The sequence below is a fragment of the Paenibacillus pasadenensis DSM 19293 genome, assembly GCF_000422485.1.
Taxonomy (GTDB): domain Bacteria; phylum Bacillota; class Bacilli; order Paenibacillales; family Paenibacillaceae; genus Paenibacillus_O; species Paenibacillus_O pasadenensis.
In genome coordinates, this window is the sequence record NZ_KE383852.1 from 26923 (window position 1) to 51407 (window position 24485).

19 protein-coding genes are annotated in these 24485 nt (G+C 64.1%); 7 read left to right on the top strand and 12 right to left on the bottom strand.

The genetic code is table 11. The features are described from left to right. The first annotated feature begins 310 nt into the window (after positions 1 to 310). A complete protein-coding gene (locus H582_RS0118255; protein WP_028599670.1) occupies positions 311 to 583 on the top strand; it encodes a hypothetical protein in 273 nt (90 codons plus the stop codon). A 117-nt stretch (positions 584 to 700) separates the two neighbouring features. Here the strand turns inward: H582_RS0118255 and odhB are convergent, their stop codons facing one another. The 3 genes from odhB to H582_RS0118275 all read right to left on the bottom strand — a co-directional run bounded on the left by odhB (position 701) and on the right by H582_RS0118275 (position 6593). Next, complete coding sequence (odhB, locus tag H582_RS0118260; protein ID WP_028599671.1) at positions 701 to 1963, bottom strand: 2-oxoglutarate dehydrogenase complex dihydrolipoyllysine-residue succinyltransferase; 1263 nt, start codon at positions 1961 to 1963, stop codon at positions 701 to 703. 6 nt (positions 1964 to 1969) lie between these two features. Further along, positions 1970 to 4822, bottom strand: coding sequence for a 2-oxoglutarate dehydrogenase E1 component (locus H582_RS0118265; RefSeq protein ID WP_028599672.1), 2853 nt, complete (start codon positions 4820 to 4822; stop codon positions 1970 to 1972). Between the two features lie 322 nt (positions 4823 to 5144). Next, positions 5145 to 6593, bottom strand: a complete 1449-nt coding sequence (locus tag H582_RS0118275) for an aldehyde dehydrogenase family protein (protein WP_028599674.1) — start codon at positions 6591 to 6593, stop codon at positions 5145 to 5147. A gap of 192 nt (positions 6594 to 6785) precedes the next feature. Between H582_RS0118275 and H582_RS0118280 the strand changes: the two genes are divergently transcribed. The 3 genes from H582_RS0118280 (at position 6786) to H582_RS0118290 (ending at position 8988) form a co-directional block, all read left to right on the top strand. Beyond that, positions 6786 to 7127: a helix-turn-helix domain-containing protein gene (locus tag H582_RS0118280; protein WP_028599675.1), complete on the top strand. Its 342-nt coding sequence runs from the start codon at positions 6786 to 6788 to the stop codon at positions 7125 to 7127. A 234-nt stretch (positions 7128 to 7361) separates the two neighbouring features. After that, positions 7362 to 8225: a class I SAM-dependent methyltransferase gene (locus H582_RS0118285; protein ID WP_028599676.1), complete on the top strand. Its 864-nt coding sequence runs from the start codon at positions 7362 to 7364 to the stop codon at positions 8223 to 8225. Between the two features lie 4 nt (positions 8226 to 8229). After that, a complete protein-coding gene (locus H582_RS0118290; protein ID WP_028599677.1) occupies positions 8230 to 8988 on the top strand; it encodes an RluA family pseudouridine synthase in 759 nt (252 codons plus the stop codon). A 223-nt stretch (positions 8989 to 9211) separates the two neighbouring features. On the opposite strand, the gene H582_RS0118295 is transcribed toward H582_RS0118290, so the two are convergent. Further along, on the bottom strand, positions 9212 to 9622 hold the full coding sequence (locus tag H582_RS0118295; protein ID WP_028599678.1) for a MarR family winged helix-turn-helix transcriptional regulator: 411 nt from the start codon (positions 9620 to 9622) through the stop codon (positions 9212 to 9214). A 174-nt stretch (positions 9623 to 9796) separates the two neighbouring features. On the opposite strand from H582_RS0118295, the gene H582_RS28400 reads away from it, so the two are divergent. Together H582_RS28400 and asd are read left to right on the top strand one after the other, a co-directional pair. After that, positions 9797 to 10000, top strand: a complete 204-nt coding sequence (locus tag H582_RS28400) for a hypothetical protein (RefSeq protein WP_043111584.1) — start codon at positions 9797 to 9799, stop codon at positions 9998 to 10000. A 107-nt stretch (positions 10001 to 10107) separates the two neighbouring features. Next, complete coding sequence (gene asd / locus H582_RS0118305; RefSeq protein WP_028599679.1) at positions 10108 to 11193, top strand: aspartate-semialdehyde dehydrogenase; 1086 nt, start codon at positions 10108 to 10110, stop codon at positions 11191 to 11193. 148 nt (positions 11194 to 11341) lie between these two features. Here asd and gyrA read toward each other — a convergent pair whose 3' ends face one another. The 6 genes from gyrA to purT form a co-directional block, all read right to left on the bottom strand. Continuing rightward, entirely contained in the window at positions 11342 to 13798 is a 2457-nt protein-coding gene (gene gyrA / locus H582_RS0118310; protein WP_028599680.1) for a DNA gyrase subunit A, read from the bottom strand. 12 nt (positions 13799 to 13810) lie between these two features. After that, complete coding sequence (gene parE / locus H582_RS0118315) at positions 13811 to 15790, bottom strand: DNA topoisomerase IV subunit B (protein WP_028599681.1); 1980 nt, start codon at positions 15788 to 15790, stop codon at positions 13811 to 13813. 52 nt (positions 15791 to 15842) lie between these two features. Then, entirely contained in the window at positions 15843 to 16829 is a 987-nt protein-coding gene (locus tag H582_RS0118320; protein ID WP_101809090.1) for an ABC transporter permease, read from the bottom strand. Next, positions 16826 to 17863: an ABC transporter ATP-binding protein gene (locus H582_RS0118325; RefSeq protein ID WP_028599683.1), complete on the bottom strand. Its 1038-nt coding sequence runs from the start codon at positions 17861 to 17863 to the stop codon at positions 16826 to 16828. The genes H582_RS0118320 and H582_RS0118325 overlap by 4 nt, the downstream gene beginning before the upstream one ends. A gap of 56 nt (positions 17864 to 17919) precedes the next feature. Beyond that, the gene (locus tag H582_RS0118330) at positions 17920 to 18741 is read right to left on the bottom strand and encodes a GDSL-type esterase/lipase family protein (RefSeq protein WP_028599684.1); all 822 of its coding nucleotides are present in this window, start codon (positions 18739 to 18741) and stop codon (positions 17920 to 17922) included. Positions 18742 to 19023: 282 nt separating this feature from the next. After that, complete coding sequence (purT, locus tag H582_RS0118335; RefSeq protein WP_028599685.1) at positions 19024 to 20208, bottom strand: formate-dependent phosphoribosylglycinamide formyltransferase; 1185 nt, start codon at positions 20206 to 20208, stop codon at positions 19024 to 19026. Between the two features lie 126 nt (positions 20209 to 20334). Between purT and H582_RS0118340 the strand changes: the two genes are divergently transcribed. Beyond that, on the top strand, positions 20335 to 20658 hold the full coding sequence (locus H582_RS0118340; RefSeq protein ID WP_028599686.1) for an ArsR/SmtB family transcription factor: 324 nt from the start codon (positions 20335 to 20337) through the stop codon (positions 20656 to 20658). Positions 20659 to 20828: 170 nt separating this feature from the next. Here the strand turns inward: H582_RS0118340 and H582_RS0118345 are convergent, their stop codons facing one another. Then, positions 20829 to 22640 carry an ABC transporter ATP-binding protein gene (locus tag H582_RS0118345; protein ID WP_028599687.1) on the bottom strand — a complete coding sequence of 604 codons (1812 nt, stop codon included), beginning with the start codon at positions 22638 to 22640 and terminating at the stop codon, positions 20829 to 20831. A gap of 53 nt (positions 22641 to 22693) precedes the next feature. Further along, positions 22694 to 24469 (bottom strand): ABC transporter ATP-binding protein, encoded by a 1776-nt coding sequence (locus tag H582_RS0118350; RefSeq protein WP_028599688.1) that lies wholly within the window; start codon positions 24467 to 24469, stop codon positions 22694 to 22696. Positions 24470 to 24485 lie beyond the last annotated feature (16 nt).

Sequence of the window (24485 nt, forward strand, 5' to 3'; positions counted from 1 at the left end):
CTCAGCCGCTACGACTTGCCGCCGCGCCCCGCCAGATGGATCATGGAAACGACGAGGGCGAGCAATGCGATCAGCGTATCCGTACTCATGAAAACCGCCTCCTGAAGCGTAGGCTTCTGTCGGCCGGCTTCCTCTCCCATGAGCGGTGCGGAATCGGTTTCCCCGTACTAGGACTATGCGGGCGCGGCGCCGAGTATTCTCCTTTTCCTGCCAAAAAAGCTCTCCCACATCCCCAGCCGCGCACGTATAATAAGAACTACGCTCTCGCGAGCCGAGCGCGGCCTATCCGAACCTTCAAGGGGAGACCATCATGAACCTCTACTTGATCGTGCTGTCCTTGTTCATGTATCTCATCGCCTTTTTCACCGGCGTCAAGCGCACGCCATGGCTGCTGGCCGCCTTCGCGCCCGGCAGGATCCGCAACCGCGACAAGCTGTTCCGAACCGTCTCCCTCTATAATTTGATCGCTTGCGTCATCGTGTTTTTCGTCGGCGTCATCAACCTGCCGGAGCTGTCGTATCTGCTCGTGCTCATCGGCTGCGGCTACGTCGCGCTGCTGCTGTACTGCAACCGCAGCATGTAGGGTCCCGTCCTCCACCGCGCAAAAAAACAAGCCCTGGATGAAGCCATCCAGGGCTTGTCTTGCGTGAAGCGATGCGGCGGCCATGCGTCCGCCGCGCGTTGAATGCTCTTGCGCGGATCAGCCTTCGAGCAGAAGGGATTCCGGATCCTCCAGCAGCTCTTTGACCGTGACGAGGAAGCGGACCGCTTCGGCTCCGTCGACGATGCGGTGGTCGTAGGAGAGCGCGATGTACATCATCGGGCGGTTCTCCATCTCCGTGTCGCTGGTCGCGACCGGACGGATCTGGATCTTATGCATGCCGAGGATGCCGACTTGCGGTGCGTTGAGGATCGGCGTCGAGAGCAGCGAGCCGAAGACGCCGCCGTTCGTGATCGTGAACGTGCCGCCTTGCAGGTCCGACAGCGCCAGCGAGTTTTTGCGGGCTTTGCCGGCCAGCTCGGAGATCGACTTCTCGATGCCGGCGAAGCCGAGGCGGTCGGCGTCGCGCACGACCGGCACGACGAGGCCGTCCGGAGCGGCGACGGCGATGCCGATGTCATAGTATTTCTTGACGATCAGATCGTCGCCGTCGATTTCCGCGTTGAGGAGCGGGAATTTCTTGAGCGCGCCGACGACGGCCTTGGTGAAGAAGCTCATGAAGCCGAGGCCGATGTCGTTCTTCTCCTTGAACGCATCCTTGCGGCGCTTGCGCACGTCGAGGATCGCCGTCATGTCGACCTCGTTGAACGTCGTCAGCATCGCGGCCGTCTGCTGGGCCTCGACGAGGCGCTTGGCGATCGTCTGGCGGCGGCGCGACATTTTGGTGCGCTCGACCGGCTTGCCCGGCTGCTCCGTGAACGCCGGCTTCGCGGCCGGAGCCGGAGCGGCGGCCGGAGCCTTGGCCGCAGGAGCCGGAGCGGAGCCGTGGCTCGCCACGTCCTGGCTGTAGATGCGGCCGTTCGGGTCGGTTCCCTTCACCTGGTTGAGATCGATGCCGCGCTCGCGGGCCAGCTTGCGAGCCGACGGGGAAGCGATCGGCTCTCCCTCGGAGGATGCGCTCGCAGGAGCGGGAGCTGCCGCCGGCGCAGCGGCCGGAGCCGCTGGAGCCGCCGCCGGAGCGACCGGAGCTGCCGTCTGGACCGGCTGCGCCGGAGCGGCGGCTGCGCCGCCCTCTCCGATGACGCCGATCGACTCGCCGACGAGCACGGTATCGCCCTCGCCCTTCAGGATGCTCGAGAGCACGCCTGCGGATTCCGCGCTGATCTCCAGGTTGACTTTATCGGTTTCAAGCTCCAGCAGCAGGTCGCCTTGGCTTACGGCTTCCCCTTCCTTCTTGAGCCATTTGGTGATTGTCGCTTCCGAGATGGATTCGCCCAGATCGGGAACTTTGATGTCAGCCACTTGCTTCTACCTCCCAAGTAAAATCGTGTTCAGAGCTTTTTGCTGCAGCGAGAGCGAAAGGATGGACTGCTGCTCGGCGGCGTGCACTTCCTGATGGCCGCTAGCCGGGCTCGAGCGGTCCGGACGGCCGATGTAATGGACGGCCTTGCCTCCGGCCAACTCGCGGATGCGAGGCTCCATGAACGTCCAAGCGCCCATGTTCTTCGGCTCTTCCTGAACCCAGACGATCTCCTCCAGCTTGCTGTAGCGGGAGATGATTTCGGCGATCTCCTTGGCCGGGAACGGATACAGCTGCTCGACGCGCACGATGTGCAGCCAGCTCATGTCCTGGTCCTTGGCGGAATCCAGCGCTTCCTCGAGGTCGACGGCGACCTTGCCGGTGCAAAGGATCAGGCGGCGCACGGCGGACGCCTTCTTGCCGAGGCCTTGCTGCTCCAGCACGAGCTTGAACGAGCCGCTCGCCAGCTCCGAGCCCGGCGACAGGACGCGCGGGTTGCGGATGAGGCTTTTCGGCGACATGAGCACGAGCGGACGCGCGCCCTCATGCTCCGTCCAGGCAGCCTGGCGGCGCAGCAGGTGGAAGTATTGGGCGGCCGTGCTCAGGTTGGCGACGGTCCAGTTGTTCTCGGCGGACAGCTGCAGGAACCGCTCCAGACGGGCGCTGGAGTGCTCCGGTCCTTGGCCTTCGTAGCCGTGCGGCAGCAGCATCGCGAGGCTGGAGCGCTGCTTCCACTTCGTCCGTCCCGCGGAGATGAACTGGTCGAAGATGACCTGCGCCGCATTGGCGAAGTCGCCGTACTGCGCTTCCCAGATCGTGAACGTCTCCGGCGAGAAGACGTTGTAGCCGTACTCGAAGCCGAGCACCGCGCCTTCGGTCAGCGGGCTGTTGTACACCGCGAAGCTCGCCTTGGCTTGCGGGAAATGATGCATCGGCGAAAATTTCTCGCCGGTCTTGTGGTCGTTCAGCACGATATGGCGATGCGAGAACGTCGCGCGCTCGGCGTCCTGGCCGCTCATGCGGATCGGCTTGCCGTCGGCGAGGATCGTCGCCAGGGCGAGCGTCTCGGCGAGCGCCCAGTCGACCTTCTCGCCCTCGTCGAGCATCGAGCCGCGGCGCTGCAGGATGCGCTGCAGCTTCGGATAGACGGTGAAGCCATCCGGAACCTGCAGCAGCGCGGCGTTGATTTCCTTGAGGCGCTCGAGCGGCACCGCCGTCTCGGTCGTCTCCGGGGCGTCCGGAATCGAGCCTTCGTTCCGGCGCTTGCCGCTGGCCGCCTGCTCCTTCATGACGTCGTAAGCCTTTTGCAGCTCGGCTTGCGTGTCCTGGATCATCCGGTCGATGTCGGCGGCGCTCAAGGCGCCCTCGGCCTTCAGGCGCTCGGCATACAGCGTCGCGACCGTCTTGTGGGCGCGGACCTTTTCGTAGACGAGCGGCTGCGTGCCCTCCGGATCGTCCATCTCGTTATGGCCGTAGCGGCGGTAGCCGACGAGGTCGATCAGGAAATCCTTCTTGAACTTGTCGCGGTACTCGCAGGCGAGGCGGACGGCGGCGATGCAAGCCTCCGGATCGTCGGCGTTGACATGCACGATCGGAATCTCGTAGCCCTTGGCGAGGTCGCTCGCATAATGCGTCGAGCGGGAATCCTTGCTGTCGGTCGTGAAGCCGATGCGGTTGTTGGCGATGATATGGATCGAGCCGCCGTTCGTGAAGCCGTCGAGGCCGGTGAAGTTGAGCGTCTCGGCGACGATGCCCTCGCCCGGGAACGCCGCGTCGCCGTGCACCTGGATAGCGAGCGACTTGCTCGGATCGCGGCGCGGGAAGCCCGGCTGCGTGCGGTCCTCCTGCGCGGCGCGCGAGAAGCCCTCGACGACGGAGTTGACGTACTCCAGGTGGCTCGGGTTGTTGGCGAGCAGGATGCGCGCTCCGGCGACGGAGCGGTCCGCGCCGAGGTGGTACTTCACGTCGCCCGCCCAGCCGGAGTTGATGCCGACGGAGCCTTCCGACGGCACGAGCTCCTTGTTCGGCGCATGATGGAACTCGGAGAAGATCTTCTCGTACGGCTTGCCCAAGACATGCGCAAGCACATTCAACCGGCCGCGATGCGCCATGCCCATCAGGATATGACTCGCCCCGTCCTGAACCGCTTGGCGGACGATCTCGTCGATAACCGGAATAAGCATGTCGACACCTTCTACGGAGAACCGTTTCTGGCCGACGAACGTGCGGTGAAGGTAAGACTCGAATTGTTCGACATGAAGCAGCAGATTGAGCAGGGACTTGCGTTCTTCAACGTTCAGGGAGGCGTTGGCAATGCCCGATTCAGCCTTCGCGCTGAGCCAGTCCCGTTCGGTTTCGTCGTGGACGTGGCTGAACTCGAAGCCGATGGATTGGGTATACGAATTGCGCAGCTTCTGGATCGCTTCCCAGCCGTTGGAGACGCCGGCCGGCGCATGATCCCAGAGGAGGGAGGCCGGGAATCGGCTCAGATCCGATTCGTTCAGCTCAAAAGTGGATGGCTCGAGCAAGCGTGTATCCGAGGATGCGCGCAAGCCGAGAGGATCGGTATTGGCGGCCAGATGGCCGTAGGTGCGGATGTTGCCCACCAGCTTTTCGGCGGCGACGAGCTTCTTGAGCAGCGTCGCGTCGACGGCGACCTGTCCGCCCGCGGCCGGGGCCGTGCGGGAAGGCTGGGCGCCGAGTTCGGCAGGAGGCGCTCCCAGTTCGGCGAAAAGCTCGCGGAAGGAAGCGTCGACCGATTCCGGGTCGCTGCTGAACTGTTCGTACTGTTCCTGGATGTAGCCCAGGTTAGGTCCGAAAAAGTCTTTCCATTGCCTTTTCGTGTTTGATTCGTCGGTCATTTGCCAACTACCTCCGTTAAGTGAAAAAGGTTGGTACGGATGATAACCAAGCGCTGCCGAACCTCCGTCATGCCCGTGAAAAAGCCGCCGGCAGAGTACCGGCGGCCTGACAACAACGAATCATTGAACAGGTTCGGCTTCGATTGTGCCTCTATTATAAAGAAAATAAAGCGCTTATTCAACGTTTCGCGACAACCTTTCCGAAATTGTGACGATTTCGTTCACAACCTTGAGCGAAGCCGGCCTCTTTGCGGCCGAACATCGCGGGCAAAAGTCCGTCCTCCAGCCGAACCAGGCGCCGAGCGCCCAGCCGGATGCCGGATCAGGAGCGGTACAAGCCGCTGCGGAAGCTGACGAGCTTGGCCTCGGTCATCTCCTCGGCGGCGTAGCGGACGCCTTCCCGGCCGCTGCCGCTGTCCTTGCGGCCTCCATACGGCATATGGTCGAGCCGGAACGTCGGCACGTCGTTGATCATCACGCCGCCGGCCTGCAGCTCGGCTGCCGCATGGAGCGCATGCTCCACGTCCTTGGTGAACACGCCGGCCTGCAGCCCGTAGCGGGATCGGTTGGCCGCGGCGACCGCCTCCTCCCATCGGCGGAACGGCGCGATCGCGGCGACCGGGCCGAACGCCTCCTCGCAGCTGAGCTCGGCGTCCTCCGGCACTCCGCGCAGCACCGCCGGCCGCATCAGGCTCCCCTCGAAGCTGCCGCCGCACAGCAGCTCCGCTCCGCGCGCCAGCGCCGCGTCCAGCCAGCCCTTCAGCCGCTCCGCCGCCTTGGCGCTGATGAGCGGCGTGATGTCGGTCTCCTCGGCCAGCGGATCGCCGGCGACCAGCGCCTTCGCGCGCTCGGCGAGCATGGCGGCGAACCGATCCGCCAGCTCCTCATGCACGAAGACGCGCTGCACCGAGATGCAGACTTGTCCATTATAGGCAAACGCTCCGGCCGCCGTCTCGTCGGCGATCCGGCCTAGCTCCTCCTCCGTGAAGCCGCGATCGATCAGCAGCGGCGAGTTGCTGCCCAGCTCCAGCGTCGTGCGGCGCAGCCCGGCCAGCTGGCGGATTTGGCGGCCGACCTCAGGGCTGCCCGTAAAGGAGACGAACGAGACGAGCGGATGCGAGGCGAGCGTCGGCCCGAGCTCGCGCCCGTCTCCGGGCACGATGTTCAGCAGCCCGGACGGAAGGCCGGCTTCCTCGAACAGCTCGGCCAGGAACAGCGCGGAGATCGGCGTCTGCTCCGCCGGCTTGAGCACGACCGCGTTGCCGGCGGCCAGCGCCGGCCCGACCTTATGGGCGACGAGGTTGAACGGGAAGTTGAACGGCGTGATCGCGCTGACGACGCCTACCGGCTCCCGCCGCACAGAGGCGGTCCGGCCTTCGCCGCGCGGAGCGGCGTCCATCGGCACGGTCTCGCCGGTCAGGCTGCGGGCCGCCTCCGCGGCAAACAGATACGTCTGCACCGTGCGCGCGATTTCGGCGCGGGCCGCTCGGATCGGCTTGGCCGCCTCGAGCGCGACGATCCGCGCCGCCTCCTCCGCCCGCCGCTCGAGCAGATCGGCCGCTTGATACAGAATGGAGCTGCGTCGATGCGCCGGCATGCCGCGATGCTCGCGGAACGCCCGATCCGCCGCTTCGACCGCGCGCGCGGCCTGCTCCGGCGACGCATAGCCGACGAGGGCCAGCTCCTCTCCCCCGTATGGCGCGAGCAGCGGCGCCTGCTTGTGCCCGTCTTCCCACGTCCCGTCGATCCATAACCGCATCAGTTGCGACATTTCGTATCCCTCCATCTTCATATTGTGATAGAAGCCAAACAAAGTCTAATGAATTCGTGCTTTCATGCGCCAATTTTCAAAGCGCTTTGCTTGACATGATACAATTTGTATCATAAAGTTTGATTATAAGGCCTGCTCGTCAAGCCTTTCTTTGAACCGCCAAGGTTCAGTCTGATGTAAGGAGCCACCGACATGACCATGACCATGGGCGACCGTCTGCGCGAGCTGCGACTCAGCAAGAACCTGTCCCAGGAGGAGGTGTCCCGCCATATCGGCATCACCCGATCCGCGTACAGCCATTATGAGATCAACAACCGCCAGCCTGTCTACGAGACGTTGATGAAGCTGGCCGCCTTCTTTGAGGTCTCCCTGGATTATATGATCGGCGGCGACCAAAATCAAAGCGAGTCCCAGCAGTTGAACAAGGATACGCTGGATCTGATCCAGACGCTGAACCGGATGGAGCCCGACAAGCGGAAGCTCTATATCGATCAGATGCTGAAGCTGCTTCGCAAGGCCGAATCCGCCGGCTAGCGGCCTGCTCCGCCTGCCGGCGGCAGGCGCGGCCGGCCGCGCCTTTCCCCGTTTTTCCCCTCGTCCCGATCCGGCCCTCCTCCTGCCTCTTGCCGGGCGCCTCCCCGTCTGCGCGAATCGGCGGCTTTCCTTCACCCCGCCTTGCCCTCCGGCTCTCTCCTTCATTGCTTCGATCCATCGCTCCCGATATAATGAATGGACGATCGCATGACAGAAGGGACCGAGAATTCATCGATGTATACTGCTGACCAATGGAAAGATTACGAACTGATCGACACCGGCGACGGAGACAAGCTCGAGCGCTGGGGCGACGTGACGCTGCGCCGTCCCGACCCGCAGATCATCTGGCCGTTCCGCGGAGACCGCAAAGCCTGGACGTCCGCCGACGGCCATTACCATCGCAGCAGCGCCGGCGGCGGCAGCTGGGATTACCGCAAGGCGCTTCCCGAGCGCTGGACGATCCGCTACGGCGAGCTGAGCTTCCATATCAAGCCGACGAGCTTCAAGCATACCGGACTGTTCCCGGAGCAGGCCGTCAACTGGAGCTGGATGATGGACAAGATCCGCTCCGCAGGCAGGCCGATCCGCGTCCTCAACCTGTTCGCCTATACGGGCGGAGCGACCGTCGCCTGCGCCGCCGCCGGTGCGGAGGTGTGCCATGTGGACGCCGCCAAGGGCATGGTGCAGTGGGCCAAGGAGAACGCCGCGCTGTCCGGGCTGGCCGAGCGCCCCATCCGCTACATCACCGACGACGTGTTCAAATTCGTGCAGCGCGAGCAGCGCCGCGGCAGCAAGTACGACGCGATCATCATGGATCCGCCGTCCTACGGACGCGGCCCCGGCGGCGAGATGTGGAAGCTCGAATCGAGCCTTTTCCCGTTCCTCGAGTCGTGCATGGACATCCTGAGCGAGAAGCCGCTTTTCCTGCTCCTCAACTCCTATACGACGGGACTGTCGCCGCAGGTGCTGCACAACCTGCTGGAGATGACCGCCCGCAAGCGCTTCGGCGGCTCCATCCACTGCGGCGAGATCGGCCTGCCGATCACCGCCTCCGGCCTGACGCTGCCATGCGGCATCCTCGGCCGCTGGGAGGCGTGATCCGGTGAGCGCCAGCCCCGGCAGCGCGTCCGACATCCCGATCCTCTACGAGGACAACCATCTGCTCGTCGTCGTCAAGCCGCCCGGCGTGCCCTCGCAGGAGGACGAGAGCGGCGATCCGGACATGCTGACGCTGCTCAAGGCCGATCTCAAGCGCCGCTACGACAAGCCGGGCAACGTGTTTCTCGGCCTCGTGCATCGGCTCGACCGACCCGTCGGCGGCGTCATGCTGTTCGCCAAGACGTCCAAGGCGGCGAGCCGGCTGTCCGACGCCGTCCGCACGCGCGCGTTCCGCAAGACGTACCTCGCCGTCCTCACGGCCAAGCCGCAGACGGACTCGGGCAGCCTTCGCCACTACCTGCAAAAGGACGCCGCCCGCAACGTCGTGACGGCTTACGCCAAGCCGACCGGCGACGCCAAGGAAGCTCGCCTCGACTACCGGACCTGGCCCGGAGCGGACGGCGCGCCGCTGGCGGCGGTGCGACTCCACACCGGACGTCCCCATCAGATCCGCGCGCAGTTCGCCGCGATCGGCTGCCCGCTGGCCGGCGACCGCAAGTACGGCCCATCCGGCCGCGGCGCTCCAGCACGCGGCGGACACGGCGACATCGCGCTCTGGTCGGCGGCCGCCGGCATCGCCCATCCGGTGACCAAGGAGTGGATGGAGTTCCGCTCGCTTCCGCCGCGCGCCTTCCCTTGGACGGCTTGGACGGAGCAGCAGCTGGAGCAGGCGGCCTCCGCCGTCCAGCACGCTTCCGACTGAAGGCGGGCCGAGACGGATCGTCTGGCAGGAAAAGCAGGCGGCTTTGCCGCAAGAGAGCCGAGGGCCGAACAGCCGGAATCAGCAAGCAAGGGCCGAGCCGGCTTCCCTGCGAGGGGAAGCCGGCTCGGCCCTTTGTGCGGCGCGGCTGAAAGGAAATGCGGCGCGGACGGCCTTGGCGGTCCGCCCTTGACCTGCCGCCGGGACACGCCCGGCATGGAAGCGGCTAGCCCGCGTTGGCGACCTTGCCGAGCAGGTAGACGAGCAGCTGCTGGTTATGGGACGAGATGCGGTCGAGCGCCCCCTTGAGGAACTCCTCGCGAATCTCCACTCCCCGCTTCACCTCGTGCTCGCCGTGGCTCGTCATCTGCACCCAGACGATGCGCCGGTCGGAGGAGTCGCGGCTGCGCTCGATCAAGCCGCCCTTCTCCATCCGGTCAAGCAGCGTCGTGATCGCCGCCGGCGTCGTCTGCAGATGCTGAAGCAGCTCCGACGGCTTCATCGGCTGATGCTTCTGCAGCAGCTCCAGCACGTTCAGCTGTCCTTCGGTCAGCTGAGGAAGCAGCTGCTCCTCCAAATGGTTCTTCCATTCCTTCGAGATCTTGATCCACAGCCTGGCGAAATCCTCGGTTATCAACGCGAACACCTGCTTTCTGAATGGATAGGTCCGACGAGGACAAGTCTGTCCTCTGCTAATTCCTGATTATACCATCTGACTTTGTCGAAAGAAAGGTTAATCGGATTAATAATTCTAGACCTTAATCGATCTCTTTCCGAACCTTTAGACATAGGTTGACATAGGATGCAAGACATGAAGGCGACAGAAGGCGAAAGGGTGATCATCATGGAAGGGCATAAGGAAGCGGTCATCCGCAAAATCCGTGCCTACGGCATCATCAAGGACCCCGAGCTGCTGGAGCGGCCCGACGAGCCGGTTCCGCTCTGGGTGCTGCTGGAAGCGCTCTTGCACGTGATCGACCGACTAGAGCCTTCCGACGACCGGCCGTACGACTGACAGGCTCTGCGAGGGGCCTCTTTTTTTCGTTAAAGCATTGAACCTTTACGGGCATGCTTGGTATAATCATTACATTTATTCCGTTAGATAGAGAGGGTTGAATTTCGATGACACAAAAGCTCAGAACCGGCATCGTAGGCGGAACCGGCATGGTCGGACAGCGCTTCGTCGCCTTGCTGGACCATCACCCTTGGTTCGAAGTGACGGCGATCGCGGCCAGCGCGAGCTCCGCCGGCAAATCGTATGAAGAAGCGGTGCGCGGCCGCTGGAAGCTGGACACGCCGATGCCCGAAGCCGTCAAGGCGATCCAGGTGCAGGACGCGTCCAAGGTCGAGGAGGTCGCAGCCGAGCTCGACGTGATCTTCTGCGCGGTCGACATGAAAAAGCAGGAGATCCAAGCGCTCGAAGAGGCTTACGCCAAAGCCGGCGTCGCCGTCATCTCCAACAACTCCGCCCATCGCTGGACCGCCGACGTCCCGATGGTCATTCCCGAAATCAACCCGGAGCATCTGGAGGTCATCGCCTCCCAGCGCGAGCGCCTCGGCACCGAGACCGGCTTCATCGCCGTCAAGCCGAACTGCTCCATCCAGAGCTACGTTCCGATGCTGACCGCGCTCAAGGAGTTCGGACCGAAGCAAGTCGTCGCGAGCACCTATCAGGCGATCTCCGGCGCGGGCAAAACGTTCGCCGACTGGCCGGAGATGATCGACAACGTCATCCCGTATATCGGCGGAGAGGAAGAGAAGAGCGAGCAGGAGCCGCTGCGCATCTGGGGCAAGGTCGAGGACGGCGCGATCGTCAAGGCTTCCGAGCCGGCGATCACGACCCAGTGCATCCGCGTCCCGGTCGCGGACGGCCATCTGGCGACGGTGTTCGTGAACTTCGAGACCAAGCCGAGCAAGCAGGACATCCTCGACCGCTGGGCCGCCTTCGCGGGCCGTCCGCAGGAGCTGGAGCTGCCTAGCGCGCCGAAGCAGTTCATCACCTACTTCGAGGAAGACAACCGCCCGCAGACGGGCTTGGACCGGGGCATCGAGAACGGCATGGGCATCAGCGCCGGACGGCTGCGCGAGGACTCGCTGTACGACTTCAAATTCGTCGGCCTCTCGCACAACACGCTCCGCGGCGCCGCGGGCGGCGCCGTGCTGATCGCCGAGCTGCTCAAGGCCGAGGGCTATATCGTCGCCCGCTGAGCACAGCGGACCGATCGAGAGCCGGCAGCAAGCAAAAGGGACGAAGCGGAGAAAATCTCCGCTTCGTCCCTTTTTTCGATGAATGGCCGTTCGGCAGCCGAACGTGAACCGGTCATCTGTCCATCTCTGCCCGGCTGCCGCCGCCGGATCAGCCTTCCTGGCTGATTTCCGGCCGCTGGAACAGCTGCATGACAGCGTCGTTCTTCTCGACCTGGACCATCGCCCGGCCGACCGACTTGCGGTCGTCGAGCGGCGTCTTCTCGCTCTGGAAGCGCTGCTCGCCGCCTCCGGCGAGCAGCGCGCTCAGCTCGCGCGGCTCCTTGCAGTACGAGGCGCCGACGAGCGCCGCGCCGTTCGGCTTGACCCGCTTGCCTTCCTTGAACTCGAACGTGATGACGCCCTTGCCGCCGCGGCCCTGGACCGGGTAGTCGGCGAGCAGGCTGCGCTTGGCGTAGCCGAGGTCGCTGATGACGAGCACTTCGCCCTCGTCGTCCGGACCGGCCTCCAGCGCGGCGGCAAGCTCGTCGCCTTCCTTGAGCTGGATGCCGCGCACGCCGCCGGCGACGCGTCCCATCAAGCTCACCTCGGCAGCCGGGAAGCGGATCGCCGCTCCCGCCCGCGAGACGAGCACGAGATGGCGGTCGCCTGCCGACTGCAGCACCTGGACGACCTCGTCTCCGTCCGCCAGCTTGACGGCCGCGATGGCGGTCGAGCGGTTCGTCGCATAGTCCTTGAGCTCGGTCCGCTTGACCTGCCCGCGCTTCGTGAAGAAGAACAGCGATTGGCCCGGCTGCTGGATGTCCTTGACCGGCAGCACCGCGACGATGCCGTCATCTTTTGGAATCGGGATGACGTTGACGATCGCCGTGCCGGCGTCCTTCCACTTGAAGTCCGGAATCTGATACACCGGCAGCAGGTAGTAGCTGCCCTTGCGCGTGAAGACGAGCAGGCTGTCGATCGTATTGCACTCCAGCACATGGCGGAGCGCGTCGCCTTCCTTGAGGCCGGACGCGTCCAGCTCTCCCCCGCTGCGGGCGAAGCTGAGACGGCTCGTCCGCTTGACGTAGCCGTCGCGGCTGATCGCCACGAGCACGTCCTCGGCGCTCACCATCACCTCGAGGCCGACCTTCAGCTCCTCGACCTGGCCGCGGATTTCCGAGCGGCGGTCGATGCCGTACTTCTCGCGGATCTCCAGCAGCTCCTCCTGAATGACCTTGAGCAGCTTCTTTTCGCTGTCGAGGATCGAGCGCAAATAGTGGACGCGCTTGGCGATCTCGCGCAGCTCCTTTTCCAGCGAGGTGATCTCGAGGTTGGTCAGGCGGTACAGCTGGAGCGTCAGGATCGCATCGGCCTGCCGCTCGCTGAAGCCGAACTTGGCGACGAGGTTGTCCTGCGCGTCGGCGCGGTTTTTCGACGCCTTGATCGCCGCGATGACGTCGTCGAGGATGTTCAGCGCCTTGACGAGTCCTTCGAGCACATGCGCGCGGTCCTCGGCCTTCTCCAGCTCATAGCGCGTGCGGAACGTGACGACTTCCTTCTGATGGTCGATGTACGCCGCCAGCATCTCCTTGACGCCGAGCTGGCGGGGAGCCTTGTTGACGATCGCGACCATGTTGAAGTTGTACGTCACCTGCAGGTCGGTCTTTTTGAGCAGATAGGCCAGGATGCCGTCGGCATCCGCGTCCTTCTTGAGCTCGACGACGATGCGCAGGCCGTCGCGCCCGCTCTCGTCGCGCACCTCGGCGATGCCGTCGACCTTCTTCTCGAGACGGATGTTCTCCATCGCCGTGACGAGGCGCGACTTGACGACCTGGTACGGAATTTCCGTCACGACGATCATCTTCTTGCCGCCGCGCAGCTCCTCTACGGCCGTTTTCGACCGCAGGTGGATGCGTCCCTTGCCGGTCGAGTAGGCGTCGCGGATGCCCTCCTCGCCCATGATGATGCCTCCGGTCGGGAAGTCCGGACCTTTGAGGATGCCCATCAGCGCCTCGAGCGGCATGCTGCCGTCGTTCATGAGCGCGATGCAGGCGTCGATCACCTCGCGCAGGTTATGCGGCGGGATCTCGGTGGCGAAGCCCGACGAGATCCCGCTGACGCCGTTGACGAGCAGGTTCGGGTAGCGGGCCGGCAGCACGACCGGCTCCTTGGTGCTGTTGTCGAAATTGTCCTTGAACAGCACGGTGCGCTTCTCGATGTCGCGCAGCAGCTCCATCGCGATCGGCGACAGCCTCGCCTCCGTATAGCGCATCGCCGCCGCCGGATCGTCGTCGAGCGAGCCCCAGTTGCCGTGGCCGTCGATGAGCGTATGGCCCATCTTCCATGGCTGCGCCATCCGCACCATGCCCTCGTAGATCGAGGAGTCGCCATGCGGATGGTAGTTGCCCATCACGTCGCCGACCGTCTTGGCCGACTTGCGGTACGGCTTGTCCGGCGTATTGCCGGCGTCGTACATCGCGTACAGGATCCGCCGCTGCACCGGCTTCAGGCCGTCGCGCACATCGGGGATGGCGCGGTCCTGGATGATATATTTGGAGTAGCGTCCAAATCGGTCGCCGACGACCTCCTCGAGGAATGCCGGCAGAAATTGCTCGCTTGCGCTCATGAGCCCGTCCCCCTATTCCTCGTATTCGGTGAAGTCGACATTGTCGATGATCCAGCGCTTGCGCGGATCGACCTTGTCGCCCATGAGCGTCGATACCCGCCGCTCCGCCTTGGCCGCATCGTCGATCTGCACCCGCAGGAGCGTTCGGGACTCGGGATTCATCGTCGTTTCCCAGAGCTGGTCCGGGTTCATCTCGCCGAGGCCCTTGTAGCGCTGCAGCTCGAAGCCCTTGCCCATCTCCTTGCCGTAGTTCTGCAGCTGCTCATCGGTCCAGGCGTAGCGCACCGTCTGCAGCTTGCCCGTCTTGCGGGACATCTTGTAGAGCGGCGGCTGCGCGATGTAGATCCTTCCCGAGTCGATGAGCGGCTTCATGTACCGGTAGAAGAACGTCAGCAGCAGCACCTGGATGTGCGCGCCGTCCGTATCCGCGTCGGTCATGATGATGATCTTGCTGTAGTTGCACTCGTCCGCCTCGAACTCCGGCCCGACGCCCGCGCCGATCGCGGCGATGATCGCCTTGTACTCGTCGTTCTTGAGGATGTCGCCCAGCCGCGCCTTCTCCGGATTCATCGGCTTTCCCTTCAGCGGCAGGATCGCCTGATACTTGGAGTCGCGGCCTTGCTTGGCGGAGCCGCCGGCAGAGTCGCCCTCGACGATGAACAGCTCGTTGCGCGAGGCGTCCTTGGACTGCGCCGGCGTCAGCTTGCCGCCGAGGTTGGACGACTCGCTGCGCTTCTTTCCGCTGCGGATCTCCTCGCGCGCCTTGCGCGCGGCCTCGCGCGCCCGGGACGCCTGGATCGCCTTTTTGAGCAGCATCTGGCCGACCTGCGGATTCTCCTCCAGGAACACGGCCATCTTGTCCGCGACGACGGCGTCGACGGCGCTGCGGGCGGAGCTGCTGCCGAGCTGGTCCTTCGTCTGCCCGACGAACTCGACCTCCGCCATCTTGATGTTGATGACGCACATCATGCCTTCGCGCAGGTCTCCGCCTTCAAGGTTCTTTTCCTTTTCCTTGAGCAGGCCGGCGCGCCGGGCATAATCGTTGAGCACCCGCGTGTAGGCTGTCTTGAAGCCGGTCTCATGCGTGCCGCCGCCCCGCGTCGGGATCGAGTTGACGAAGCTCACGATCGTCTCCGTATAGCCGTCGTTGTACTGCAGGGCGACCTCGACCTCGATGTCGTCCTTGTCCGCCGCGAAGCGGACCGCCTCATGCAGCACCGACTTCTCCTCGTTGAGGAACTCGACGAACTGCTTCGCTCCGCCCTCGTAGTGGAAGACGTTCTCATGCCCGCTGCGGTCGTCGCGGATCGTCACCTTGAGCCCGGAGTTCAGGAAGGCGATCTCCTGCAGCCGGTCGCTCAGCGTATCGAAGCTCAGCGAGGTGTTGCCGTGAAAGACGCGCGCATCCGGCTTGAACGTCACCTTGGTGCCGGTCTGGCGCGTATTGCCGACGATCTCGAGGCCGGTCGTCGGCTCGCCGACATGCTCCTTGCCCTGGCTGTCGACCCAGTATTCGAACCTCTGCTTATGTATCTTGCCCTCGCGGAAAATCTCCACCTCGAGCCATTCCGACAGCGCGTTCGTCACCGAAGCGCCGACGCCGTGCAGCCCGCCTGACTTCTTGTAGCCTCCGCCGCCGAACTTGCCCCCCGCGTGCAGGATCGTGAATACGACCTGCGGCGTCGGGATGCCGCTTTTGTGCATGCCGGTCGGGATGCCCCGCCCGTTGTCGTGTACGGTCACCGATCCGTTTTTGTGCAGCGTGACGGCGATCTCCGTGCAGAACTTGGCCAGATGCTCGTCCACGGCGTTGTCGACGATTTCCCACACGAGATGGTGCAGGCCCGAGCTCGTCGTGCTGCCGATGTACATGCCGGGGCGCTTGCGCACCGCGGTCAGGCCCTCGAGAATCTGGATGTCGTCCGCCTCGTAGGAAGGGCCCTTCGCCGTATTTGCCGATTCGGTTGCGTAAAGGTCCAGTTGTTCGGCCATACGCGTCCCCCTTTTCTGTTCCTTGCTGTCCGTGCGAATAACTCACGCTATTTTAATTCAAGATGTCCTGTTTCGTAAAGACGCCATACGAGACGACGAGCGCCGCAGCGGCCCAGATGCCAAGCACGGCCAGGGAAAATCCGATGTCCATGCCCGCGATCGGCGGCGGCGTGCCTTCGAGATAGTCGGTCAGGTCGATGTTCACGGAGAAGATGTATTTGGCGGCCTCCCAGGAGGAAGCCATGCCGGCCAGGATGCTGCCGGAGATGACCGCCGCCATCATCGTGACGATGCTCGCCGCCGTGCTGCGCACGAGCACCGACACCATCGTCGACAGGATGGCGATCGTCATGCAGCTGATCCAGATGAGGCCGCTCTGCATGAGCATGTACGCCCATTGCGGCACGGCATGCACGCCGGTCGCGTCGATCGCGGAGCCGTCGATGACAAAGCCGGTGAACACCGGCATCGTCCATCCCCCGTAGCCGAAGAGGAGGCCGGATATGAGATAGCATACCGCGCCGGTCGCGAGGATAGCCAGCGAAACGTAGAGCGTCAAGGCGATCAGCTTGCTCGTCAGGATTTTCCAGCGCCGCACCGGACGGGTCAGCAGCATCTTGATCGTGCCCCCGGTGCGCTCTCCCGATACGAGATCGGACGAAAGCGCGAGGATGAGCAGCGGGAAAAACATCGAGACGGAGCTCGCCATGAACTGACGGGTGAACGTAGCCGCGTCCGGGCTGTTCGGATTGATGTCATGATCCAGGTAATATTGCAGCTGCTGCACTTTGATGCGGTCGTACTTTTTCCACTCCTCCGGCATGCGGTCGCTCGCCAGCGTGTTCTGCAGGTCGGTGATCTGCTGCTGGATCTGGTTGCGCCAGTCCTTGAAGTTGGCGGCGTTCGTCTGGGACACCCGGAGCTGGGCGTAGGTGAACAGCGGCACGAGCACCAGCAGGATTAGAAGGATAACATAGAACCGCTTCTTTTTCCAAATTTTCAGCGTCTCGTTCTGAACGAGCGGAAGCATCCCCTTCACTCGGCCTCCACCTCCGTCAGCCTCAGGAAAAGCTCCTCGAGCGTCGGCGCGACGCGCTGCACCGCTTCGATGCCGATGCCCCGCCGCACGAGCAGCTCCACGACATCCGGCAGCGCTTCTTCATCCACGCTCGTCACGATCGCTCCGGGCAGATGAGCGAGCGCGCCCTCGTCCAGCCGATGCTCGCCGTCGCCGAACAGCTGGACGGACGGCTGGTCCGCGAGCAGCGCCCGCGCCTCCTCCTGGCGGTCGGTCTGCCACAGCACGAAGCTGGACGCCTGGCCGACAAGCTCGTCCACCCGGCCGACCGCCAGCACCCGGCCTTCGTTGATGATCGCGACGCGGTCGCACATGAGCTGGATTTCGCTCAGCAGGTGGCTGGAGATGAACAGGCTCAGCCCGGTTGCCGACAGCATGCGGATGAATTCGCGCAGCTCCTTGATGCCCTTCGGATCGAGCCCGTTCGTCGGCTCGTCGAGGATGAGCAGCTTCGGCCGTCCGAGCAGCGCCTGCGCGATGCCGAGCCGCTGCCTCATGCCGAGCGAGTAGTCGCGGACCTTGTCATGGATGCGCTCGTCCAGGCGCACGATCGAGACGACCTCGCGGATGCGGTCCTCCCCGATGCCCGGCTGCATGCGCGCGAACTGCTCGAGGTTTTCCCAGCCGGTAAGGTAAGGGTACATTTCCGGATTCTCGACGATGCAGCCGACCTCGGCCAGCGCCTTCTCCGGATCGCGGGCGAGATGATGTCCGCCGATGAGGATCTCGCCCTCGGTCGGCTTGATCAGATCGACCAGCATCCGGATCGTCGTCGTCTTGCCCGAGCCGTTCGGCCCGAGGAAGCCGAAGATCTCGCCGGGATGCACTTGGAACCCGACCTCGTGGATGATCCATTTCCGGCGGATTCTTTTTTTCAGGCCGCGCACGTCCAGCACGGGCTCGCCGGCGGCGACGCCCGCCTTCGAAGCGGCATCCTGCGCAGCCGCGGACGGCCTGGACTTTGGCCGTCGGCGAACGGGGTAATCAATCGTCATGCAGGTCCTCTCCTTTTGTCTCTAGCTCGTCTGCCAAGACAGCGGCGACGCGTCCGTCAGGTCAGCGCCTGCACGATGCGCTGCGCGATGCGGACGTAGCCGTCCTGATTCGGGTGGAAATGATCGGACGCCATGTAGGCGGCCGAGCGCTGCTCGAACAGATCCATGACGGGAACGAGCACCGCATGCTCGTCCTTGGCCAGGATGCGGTACGCCTCGTCGTTCCAGCGCTGGACGGCCGCGCTGCCGTCGCGCAGCTCCGCGATGTCGTAGAACGGATTGTACAGCCCGGCGTAGACGAGCGTCGCCTCCGGGTTGATCGCGCGGATCCGCTCGACGACGCTTTTGAGCGACGCGGCCGCGGCCGGAATCTGCGCCTCGATCTCGTCGAGCGGAATGTCGCTCGAGCTCCCGTTCTCTCTCGCTTCGAGGACAGGACGGAACAAGTCGTTGCCGCCGATCGTCAGCAGGATCAGGTTCGCCTGGCGAATCGGGTTGTCGAGGCCCCGGTCCTCGGCGAGCATCTTGTCGAGCTCCGCCGCCGTCAAGCCGCTGATCGCCAGATTGTTGATCTGCTGCACCGGCTTGCCGGTCGCAGCCTTCAGCTGCTCCAGCACCGGCTTCACATAGCCGCGGCCGCTGTTGTCCCCGACTCCTTTGGTCAAGGAATCGCCGAGCGCCGTCACGAGGATCTCGTCCGCCTGCTGGTATTGTCCGCCGGCCTGAGCCTCCTCCGGAGCCTGGCGCGCCGCCTGCTGCACGGAAGGCGTGACGATCAGCATGTCGCGCATGGCGAAGGCGAATCCTCCTGCGAGGAGCAGCGTCGAGGCGAGGGACGCCGTGCCTACGACCCGCCATAATGTGCCGGATGACTTCATCTTATTTCGGCTCCCCTTGCTCGGAATTTGAATTGTGAACATTTGGTATAGCATCATCTACTAAAAATAAGGCTTGCGACAAGTTTTTGCAAATCATGCGGGACGAAAGGACTAGGGCGCGCTCGTCCCCCGCACCGCAAAGCTGCCCGCCGGCGTTCGCGCCCGCTTCTGCCGCCCGATTTTTTTGGACTGCAGCGTCCCGAGCGGACGGCAGCGTCAGACGGAAAGGAGGCGAAAGCGCATAGGTCCATGAAAAAAGCAGGCCTCGTCGGCCTGCTCTTCCTATCCGTCATATCTGATCGTCAAGCACTCCGCTGCCTGGCGAGCCGCGTCGCGCGCGCTCTCGGCATCCGTCCCCGACGCAAGGGCGACGGCCATGCGGCGTCCCTTGCGCGTCTCCGGCTTGCCGAATACGCGCACCTGCGCGCTCGGCACCGCGAGCGCCTGCTCCAGCCCTTCGACCGCGAACGAGCGGCTGTCGCGCGTCGCCTTGAGCGTGCGGCTCGCGCCCGGCGACAGCAGCCGCACGCCAGGGATCGGCAGGCCGAGGATCGCGCGCACGTGGAGCGCGAACTCCGACAGATCCTGCGTCGCCATCGTCACCATCCCCGTATCATGCGGCCGCGGCGACACCTCGCTGAACAGGACGCCGTCCTCGGTCAGGAACAGCTCGACACCGTACAAGCCCCAGCCGCCAAGCGCTTCGGTAATCGCCAGCGCGATCCGTTCGGCCTCGCGCAGCTGCGCCTCGCTCATCGCATGCGGCTGCCACGACTCGATATAGTCGCCGTCCTGCTGCACATGTCCGATCGGCGCGCAGAACGCCGTGCCCGAGACGGAGCGGACCGTCAGCAGCGTGATCTCGGATTCGAAGCGGACGAAGCCTTCGACGATGACGCGCTTCTTTTTGGCGCGGCCGCCCTCCATCGCATAGTTCCAGCAGCTCTCGATCTCCGCCTCGGAGCGGCAGACGCTCTGGCCCTTGCCCGAGGAGCTCATGATCGGCTTGATGACGCACGGCAGTCCGAGCTCCAGCACGGCCGCCCTCATCTCCTCGAGCGAGTCCGCGAAGCGGTAGGAGGCGGTCGGCAGGCGCAGCGTCTCCGCCGCCAGGCGCCGGATGCCTTCGCGGTCCATCGTCAGCCGCGCGGCTCGCGCCGTCGGCACGACCTTGTAGCCCTCCTGCTCCAGCTCGACGAGCGTGCCGGTGGCGATCGCCTCGATCTCCGGCACGATCAGATCCGGCTTCTCCCGCAGGATCAGCTCCCGCAGCCGCTCCGGGTCGAGCATGTCGACCACATGCGAGCGATGCGCCACCTGCATCGCGGGCGCGTCCGCATAGCGGTCGACGGCGACCGTCTCCACGCCGAGCCGCTGCGCCTCGATGACCACTTCCTTGCCCAGCTCTCCAGAGCCCAGCAGCAGCATCTTGCGCGCCCCTTGGGTCAGCGGCGGTCCATACGACATTTCAGTTCCCCCTGTTCCAATTTCCGGTACATGATCCCTATCATTTTGGACGCTCTCTATCGAAAAATCAAGCGAACAGAGTCGTTTTCCTTGACAGCTATATTCCACTGAACGTATATTTTAGGCATGAAATCGATCCTTCACGCGCTGGCCGAGCCGAATCGGCTGCGGATCGTCGAGCTGCTCCGCTCCGGTCCGCTCACAGTCGGAGAAATCGCCGAACGGCTGTCCTTCAACCAGCCGCAGACGTCCAAGCATCTCAAGGTGCTGAGCGAGGCCGGCGTGCTGCTTGTCGAAGCCTCGGCCAACCGCCGCATCTACCGGCTCTCGCCAAAACCGTTCCAGGAGCTGGAGGCATGGGCTTCCTCCTTCCGCCGCGACTGGGAGGAGCGCATGGACCGCCTGGACGGGTACCTGCAGCGGCTGCAGCAGGACGGCACGGAGCGCTGACGGCGCAAGGCTCGGCCTTGCGGCCCGAGCCTCGCTTGCGCGGCCGCTGCAGACAGACTTTCAGGCCGCCCGCAGAAGGCCCCTTCCGCAAAAAAAAGCTGACCCGCATGTCCGGACTTGGACAGGCGGAGTCAGCTTTTTTGGAGCCGGCCTTGGCTTGCCGGCAAGCGTCAGGCGCTGAGGAAGCGGTACTGCGCCTCGATGAGGCCGTAGTACGTGCCGCCATGCCGCATGAGCTCGTCATGGCTGCCCTGCTCGACGATGCGGCCGTGGTCGAGCACGACGATGTTGTCGCAGTGGCGGATCGTCGACAGGCGATGCGCGATGATGAACGACGTGCGTCCGGCCAGCAGCGTCTTGAGCGCCTCCTGGATCTTGAGCTCCGTCTCGGTGTCGATGCTCGCCGTCGCCTCGTCGAGGATGAGGATCGCCGGATCCGCGAGCAGCGCGCGGGCGAAGCTCAGCAGCTGCCGCTGTCCCATCGACAGGACGTTGCCGCGCTCCTGCACCTCGGTGTCGTAGCCGTCGGGCAGCGTGACGATGAACTCATGCGCGTTGACCGCGCGGGCGGCCATCTCGACCTCCTCGTCCGTCGCGTTCAGACGCCCGAAGCGGATGTTGTCGCGGATCGTGCCGGAGAAGATGAACGTATCCTGCAGCACGATGCCGACCTGCGAGCGCAGGCTGTCGATCGTCACGTCGCGGATGTCCTGGCCGTCGATGCGGACCGCTCCCTCTACGGGATCGTAGAACCGGCAGAGCAGGTTGATGATCGTGCTCTTGCCGGAGCCGGTATGGCCGACGAGCGCCACCGACTGGCCGGCCTTCACCTCGAGCGAGATGCCCTTGAGGGCGGGACGGTTCTTCTCGTACTCGAAGACGATGCTGTCGAACGACACGTCGCCCTTGATGCCGGTCAGCATGCGCGCGCGGCCGCTTTCCTTAACGGTCGGCTCCTCGTCGATGAACTCGAAGATCCGCTCCGAGCTGGCCATCGCGACGAGCAGCTGGTTGTACATCTGGCCGAGCCGGTTGATCGGATCCCAGAAGTTGCCGATGTAGTTGGCGAAGCCGACGAGCAGGCCGACGGTGATGACGTTCGTCTGGAGCAGATGCGAGCCGTACCAGAACAGGATGAGCGTGCCGATCGCCGCCGTCACCTCGATGATCGGGCCGAACGTCTGGTTGAGCACCGAGGCGCGGTCCCAGCTTTTTTTGTTGATCGTGTTCATATGGTCGAAGAACTTGTAGTTCTCCTTCTCCTGCACGTACGCCTGCGTCACCTTCATCCCCTGGATCGCCTCGTTGAGATGGGAGTTGATGCGCGACTGCTTGATGCGCACGTCCTGCCAGGCGAAGCGGATGCGCTTGCGGAGAGCGCCGGAGACGATGAACATGAGCGGCACCGTCACCATGACGGCGATCCCGAGCTGGAAGTTCCAGATGAGCAGGATCGCGGCGATGCCGACGAGCTGGATGCAGTCCATGAGCAGGTTGACGACGCCGTTCGTGAACAGGTCCTGCAGCGAGTTGACGTCATTGGTGACGCGCACGAGCACGGAGCCCGCCGGCCGCTTGTCGAAGAAGCGGAAGCTGAGCTTCTGGATATGCTCGAACAGCTGCTGCCGCAGGTCGTAGATGACCTTTTGGCCGATGATGTTCGTGTACTTGATGCGGATCGTGTTGGCGGCCCACTGGATGACGTACAGGCCGAGCATGATGCCGCCGTAGGCGAGCAGCAGGCTCTTGTCGCCGCCGTCCTTGTCGATCGCCTCGTCGATCGCGAGGATGATGACGGCCGGCGCGGCGAGCCGCGTCAGCGTGCCGAGCAGCATCATGAGCACCATCGGCACGAGCTGCTTGCGGTAAGGCTTCATATAGGAAAGCAGGCGCAGGACCTGCTTCCAGTTGAACGGCTTCTCGATGACCTCGTCATCGGTATACTTGAAGCGCTGGCGCTGAGCCTGCGCCGCCTCCTGCATGGAGGCGTCCAGGCCGGATGCGGGCGCGGCCGGCCCTTTTGCGCTGCTAGCCATCAGGCGGTCCCTCCTTTGCCCAGCGCGGGCTCGTCGTCCTGCTGCGGACGGTCGGCGTACTGGATGTTGTAGACTTCGCGGTACGGTCCGCTCTGGCGGACGAGCGCCGCATGCTTGCCGCGCTGCACGATGCGGCCCTTGTCGAGCACGAGAATCTCGTCGGCGTCCTTGAGCGAGCTGATCCGGTGGGCGATGATGAACGTCGTCCGTCCCTTCATCAGCTCCTTGAAGCCGGCCTGGATCTCATGCTCCGTCTCCATGTCGACCGCGCTCGTCGCGTCGTCGAGCACGAGGATATGCGGATTGCGGATCAAGGCGCGGGCGATCGCGATGCGCTGCTTCTGGCCGCCGGAGAGGCCCATGCCGCGCTCGCCGACGAGCGTGTCGTAGCCGAGCGGCAGCTCCATGATGAAGTCATGCGCCTTGGCCAGCTTGGCCGCGCGCTCGATCTGCTCCATCGTCGCGTCCTTGTCGGCGTAGGCGATGTTGTCGCGGATCGAGGCGGAGAACAGGAACGTCTCCTGGAACACGGTCGCGATCTGGCTGCGCAGGCTCTGGACGTCGAGCTGGCGGATGTCGAGGCCGTCGACGGTGATTTTGCCCTGCTTGACGTTGTAGGCGTGCATGAGCAGCTGGATGATCGTGCTCTTGCCGGAGCCGGTGCCGCCGAGCAGGCCGATGACGGTGCCCGGAGGGGCGTCGAAGCTGATGTCCGTCACCGCCGGCTCCTTGTCCGCGTAATTGAACGTGACGTTCTCGAAGCGGACATGACCCTTGACATGCTGCTTGTCGAGCACGACCGCGTCGGGCACGCTCTTCACATGCACGTACTGGTTCAGCAGCTCCAGCACCCGCTCGCCGGACGCCTTGGACTGCGTGTAGTTGTTGATATGGAAGCCGATGCCCCACATCGGTCCGATGATGTACCAGATGAGGCTGAAAAACGCGACCAGCTCGCCGAGCGTCAGATGCTGGTCGATGACGCGCAAGCCGCCGAAGATGAGCAGGATGACGACGCTTACGTTGGCCAGCAGCTCCATGAGCGGGAAGTACCGGGCCCAGATCGTCGCCGCGCCGACCTGGTTCGTCTGGTATTCCGCGCTGCGCGCCGAGAATTTCTCGACCTCGTGGGACTCGCGCGCGAACGACTTGACCGTGCGCACGCCGGTGATGTTCTCCTGGACGGCCGTCGTCATGTGGCTGAGCGCCTGGCGCATCTCGCGGAACGCCGGATGGATGTTCTTCTCGAAGCGCACGGCGGTGAAGGCGAGCAGCGGAATCGCCACCAGCGTGACGAGCGTCAGCTGCCAGTCCATGGTCAGCATCATGACGCCGCCGAACAGGATCATGAGGAACACGTTGAGCACCTGCGCGAAGCCGAAGCCGATGAACTGGCGGATCGCCTCCAGGTCCGCGGTCAGGCGGCTCATCAGATCGCCCGTCTTGGCGGTGTCGTAGTACGGATAGCTCAGCTCCTGCAGCTTGGCGTAGCTGGCGTTCCGCAGCCGGTAGGCGACGCGGTTGCCGAGCCGTCCGCCGAAATATCCGCTCAGGAAGTTCATGAAGCCCTTCAGCGAAACGACGCAGACGACGGCCAGCGACAGCAACGGCACCGGCTCCCAGTTCTGCGGCTTGACGACGTCATCGATCAGGTACCGCAGCAGGTTCGGATAGACCAGTCCGAGCGCGGTTGCAGCGGCCAGGCAGAGGATGGATGCGAAGATGAACTTGCGCTCCACCCAGTAGTAAGGCTTGAGTTGCCTGAAAACCTCCAAGTGTGCTCTCTCCCCC

What these genes read in the sequence shown, in the direction of transcription:
- gyrA (WP_028599680.1), bottom strand. Translation starts at nt 13,798, where the DNA reads ATGAGCGCAAGCGAGCAATTTCTGCCGGCATTCCTCGAGGAGGTCGTC.
- H582_RS28400 (WP_043111584.1), top strand. Translation starts at nt 9,797, where the DNA reads ATGAAGGCGACAGAAGGCGAAAGGGTGATCATCATGGAAGGGCATAAG.
- H582_RS0118325 (WP_028599683.1), bottom strand. Translation starts at nt 17,863, where the DNA reads ATGACGATTGATTACCCCGTTCGCCGACGGCCAAAGTCCAGGCCGTCC.
- H582_RS0118340 (WP_028599686.1), top strand. Translation starts at nt 20,335, where the DNA reads ATGAAATCGATCCTTCACGCGCTGGCCGAGCCGAATCGGCTGCGGATC.
- H582_RS0118280 (WP_028599675.1), top strand. Translation starts at nt 6,786, where the DNA reads ATGACCATGACCATGGGCGACCGTCTGCGCGAGCTGCGACTCAGCAAG.
- H582_RS0118285 (WP_028599676.1), top strand. Translation starts at nt 7,362, where the DNA reads ATGTATACTGCTGACCAATGGAAAGATTACGAACTGATCGACACCGGC.
- parE (WP_028599681.1), bottom strand. Translation starts at nt 15,790, where the DNA reads ATGGCCGAACAACTGGACCTTTACGCAACCGAATCGGCAAATACGGCG.
- purT (WP_028599685.1), bottom strand. Translation starts at nt 20,208, where the DNA reads ATGTCGTATGGACCGCCGCTGACCCAAGGGGCGCGCAAGATGCTGCTG.
- asd (WP_028599679.1), top strand. Translation starts at nt 10,108, where the DNA reads ATGACACAAAAGCTCAGAACCGGCATCGTAGGCGGAACCGGCATGGTC.
- H582_RS0118275 (WP_028599674.1), bottom strand. Translation starts at nt 6,593, where the DNA reads ATGTCGCAACTGATGCGGTTATGGATCGACGGGACGTGGGAAGACGGG.
- H582_RS0118345 (WP_028599687.1), bottom strand. Translation starts at nt 22,640, where the DNA reads ATGCAGGAGGCGGCGCAGGCTCAGCGCCAGCGCTTCAAGTATACCGAT.
- H582_RS0118255 (WP_028599670.1), top strand. Translation starts at nt 311, where the DNA reads ATGAACCTCTACTTGATCGTGCTGTCCTTGTTCATGTATCTCATCGCC.
- H582_RS0118330 (WP_028599684.1), bottom strand. Translation starts at nt 18,741, where the DNA reads ATGAAGTCATCCGGCACATTATGGCGGGTCGTAGGCACGGCGTCCCTC.
- H582_RS0118265 (WP_028599672.1), bottom strand. Translation starts at nt 4,822, where the DNA reads ATGACCGACGAATCAAACACGAAAAGGCAATGGAAAGACTTTTTCGGA.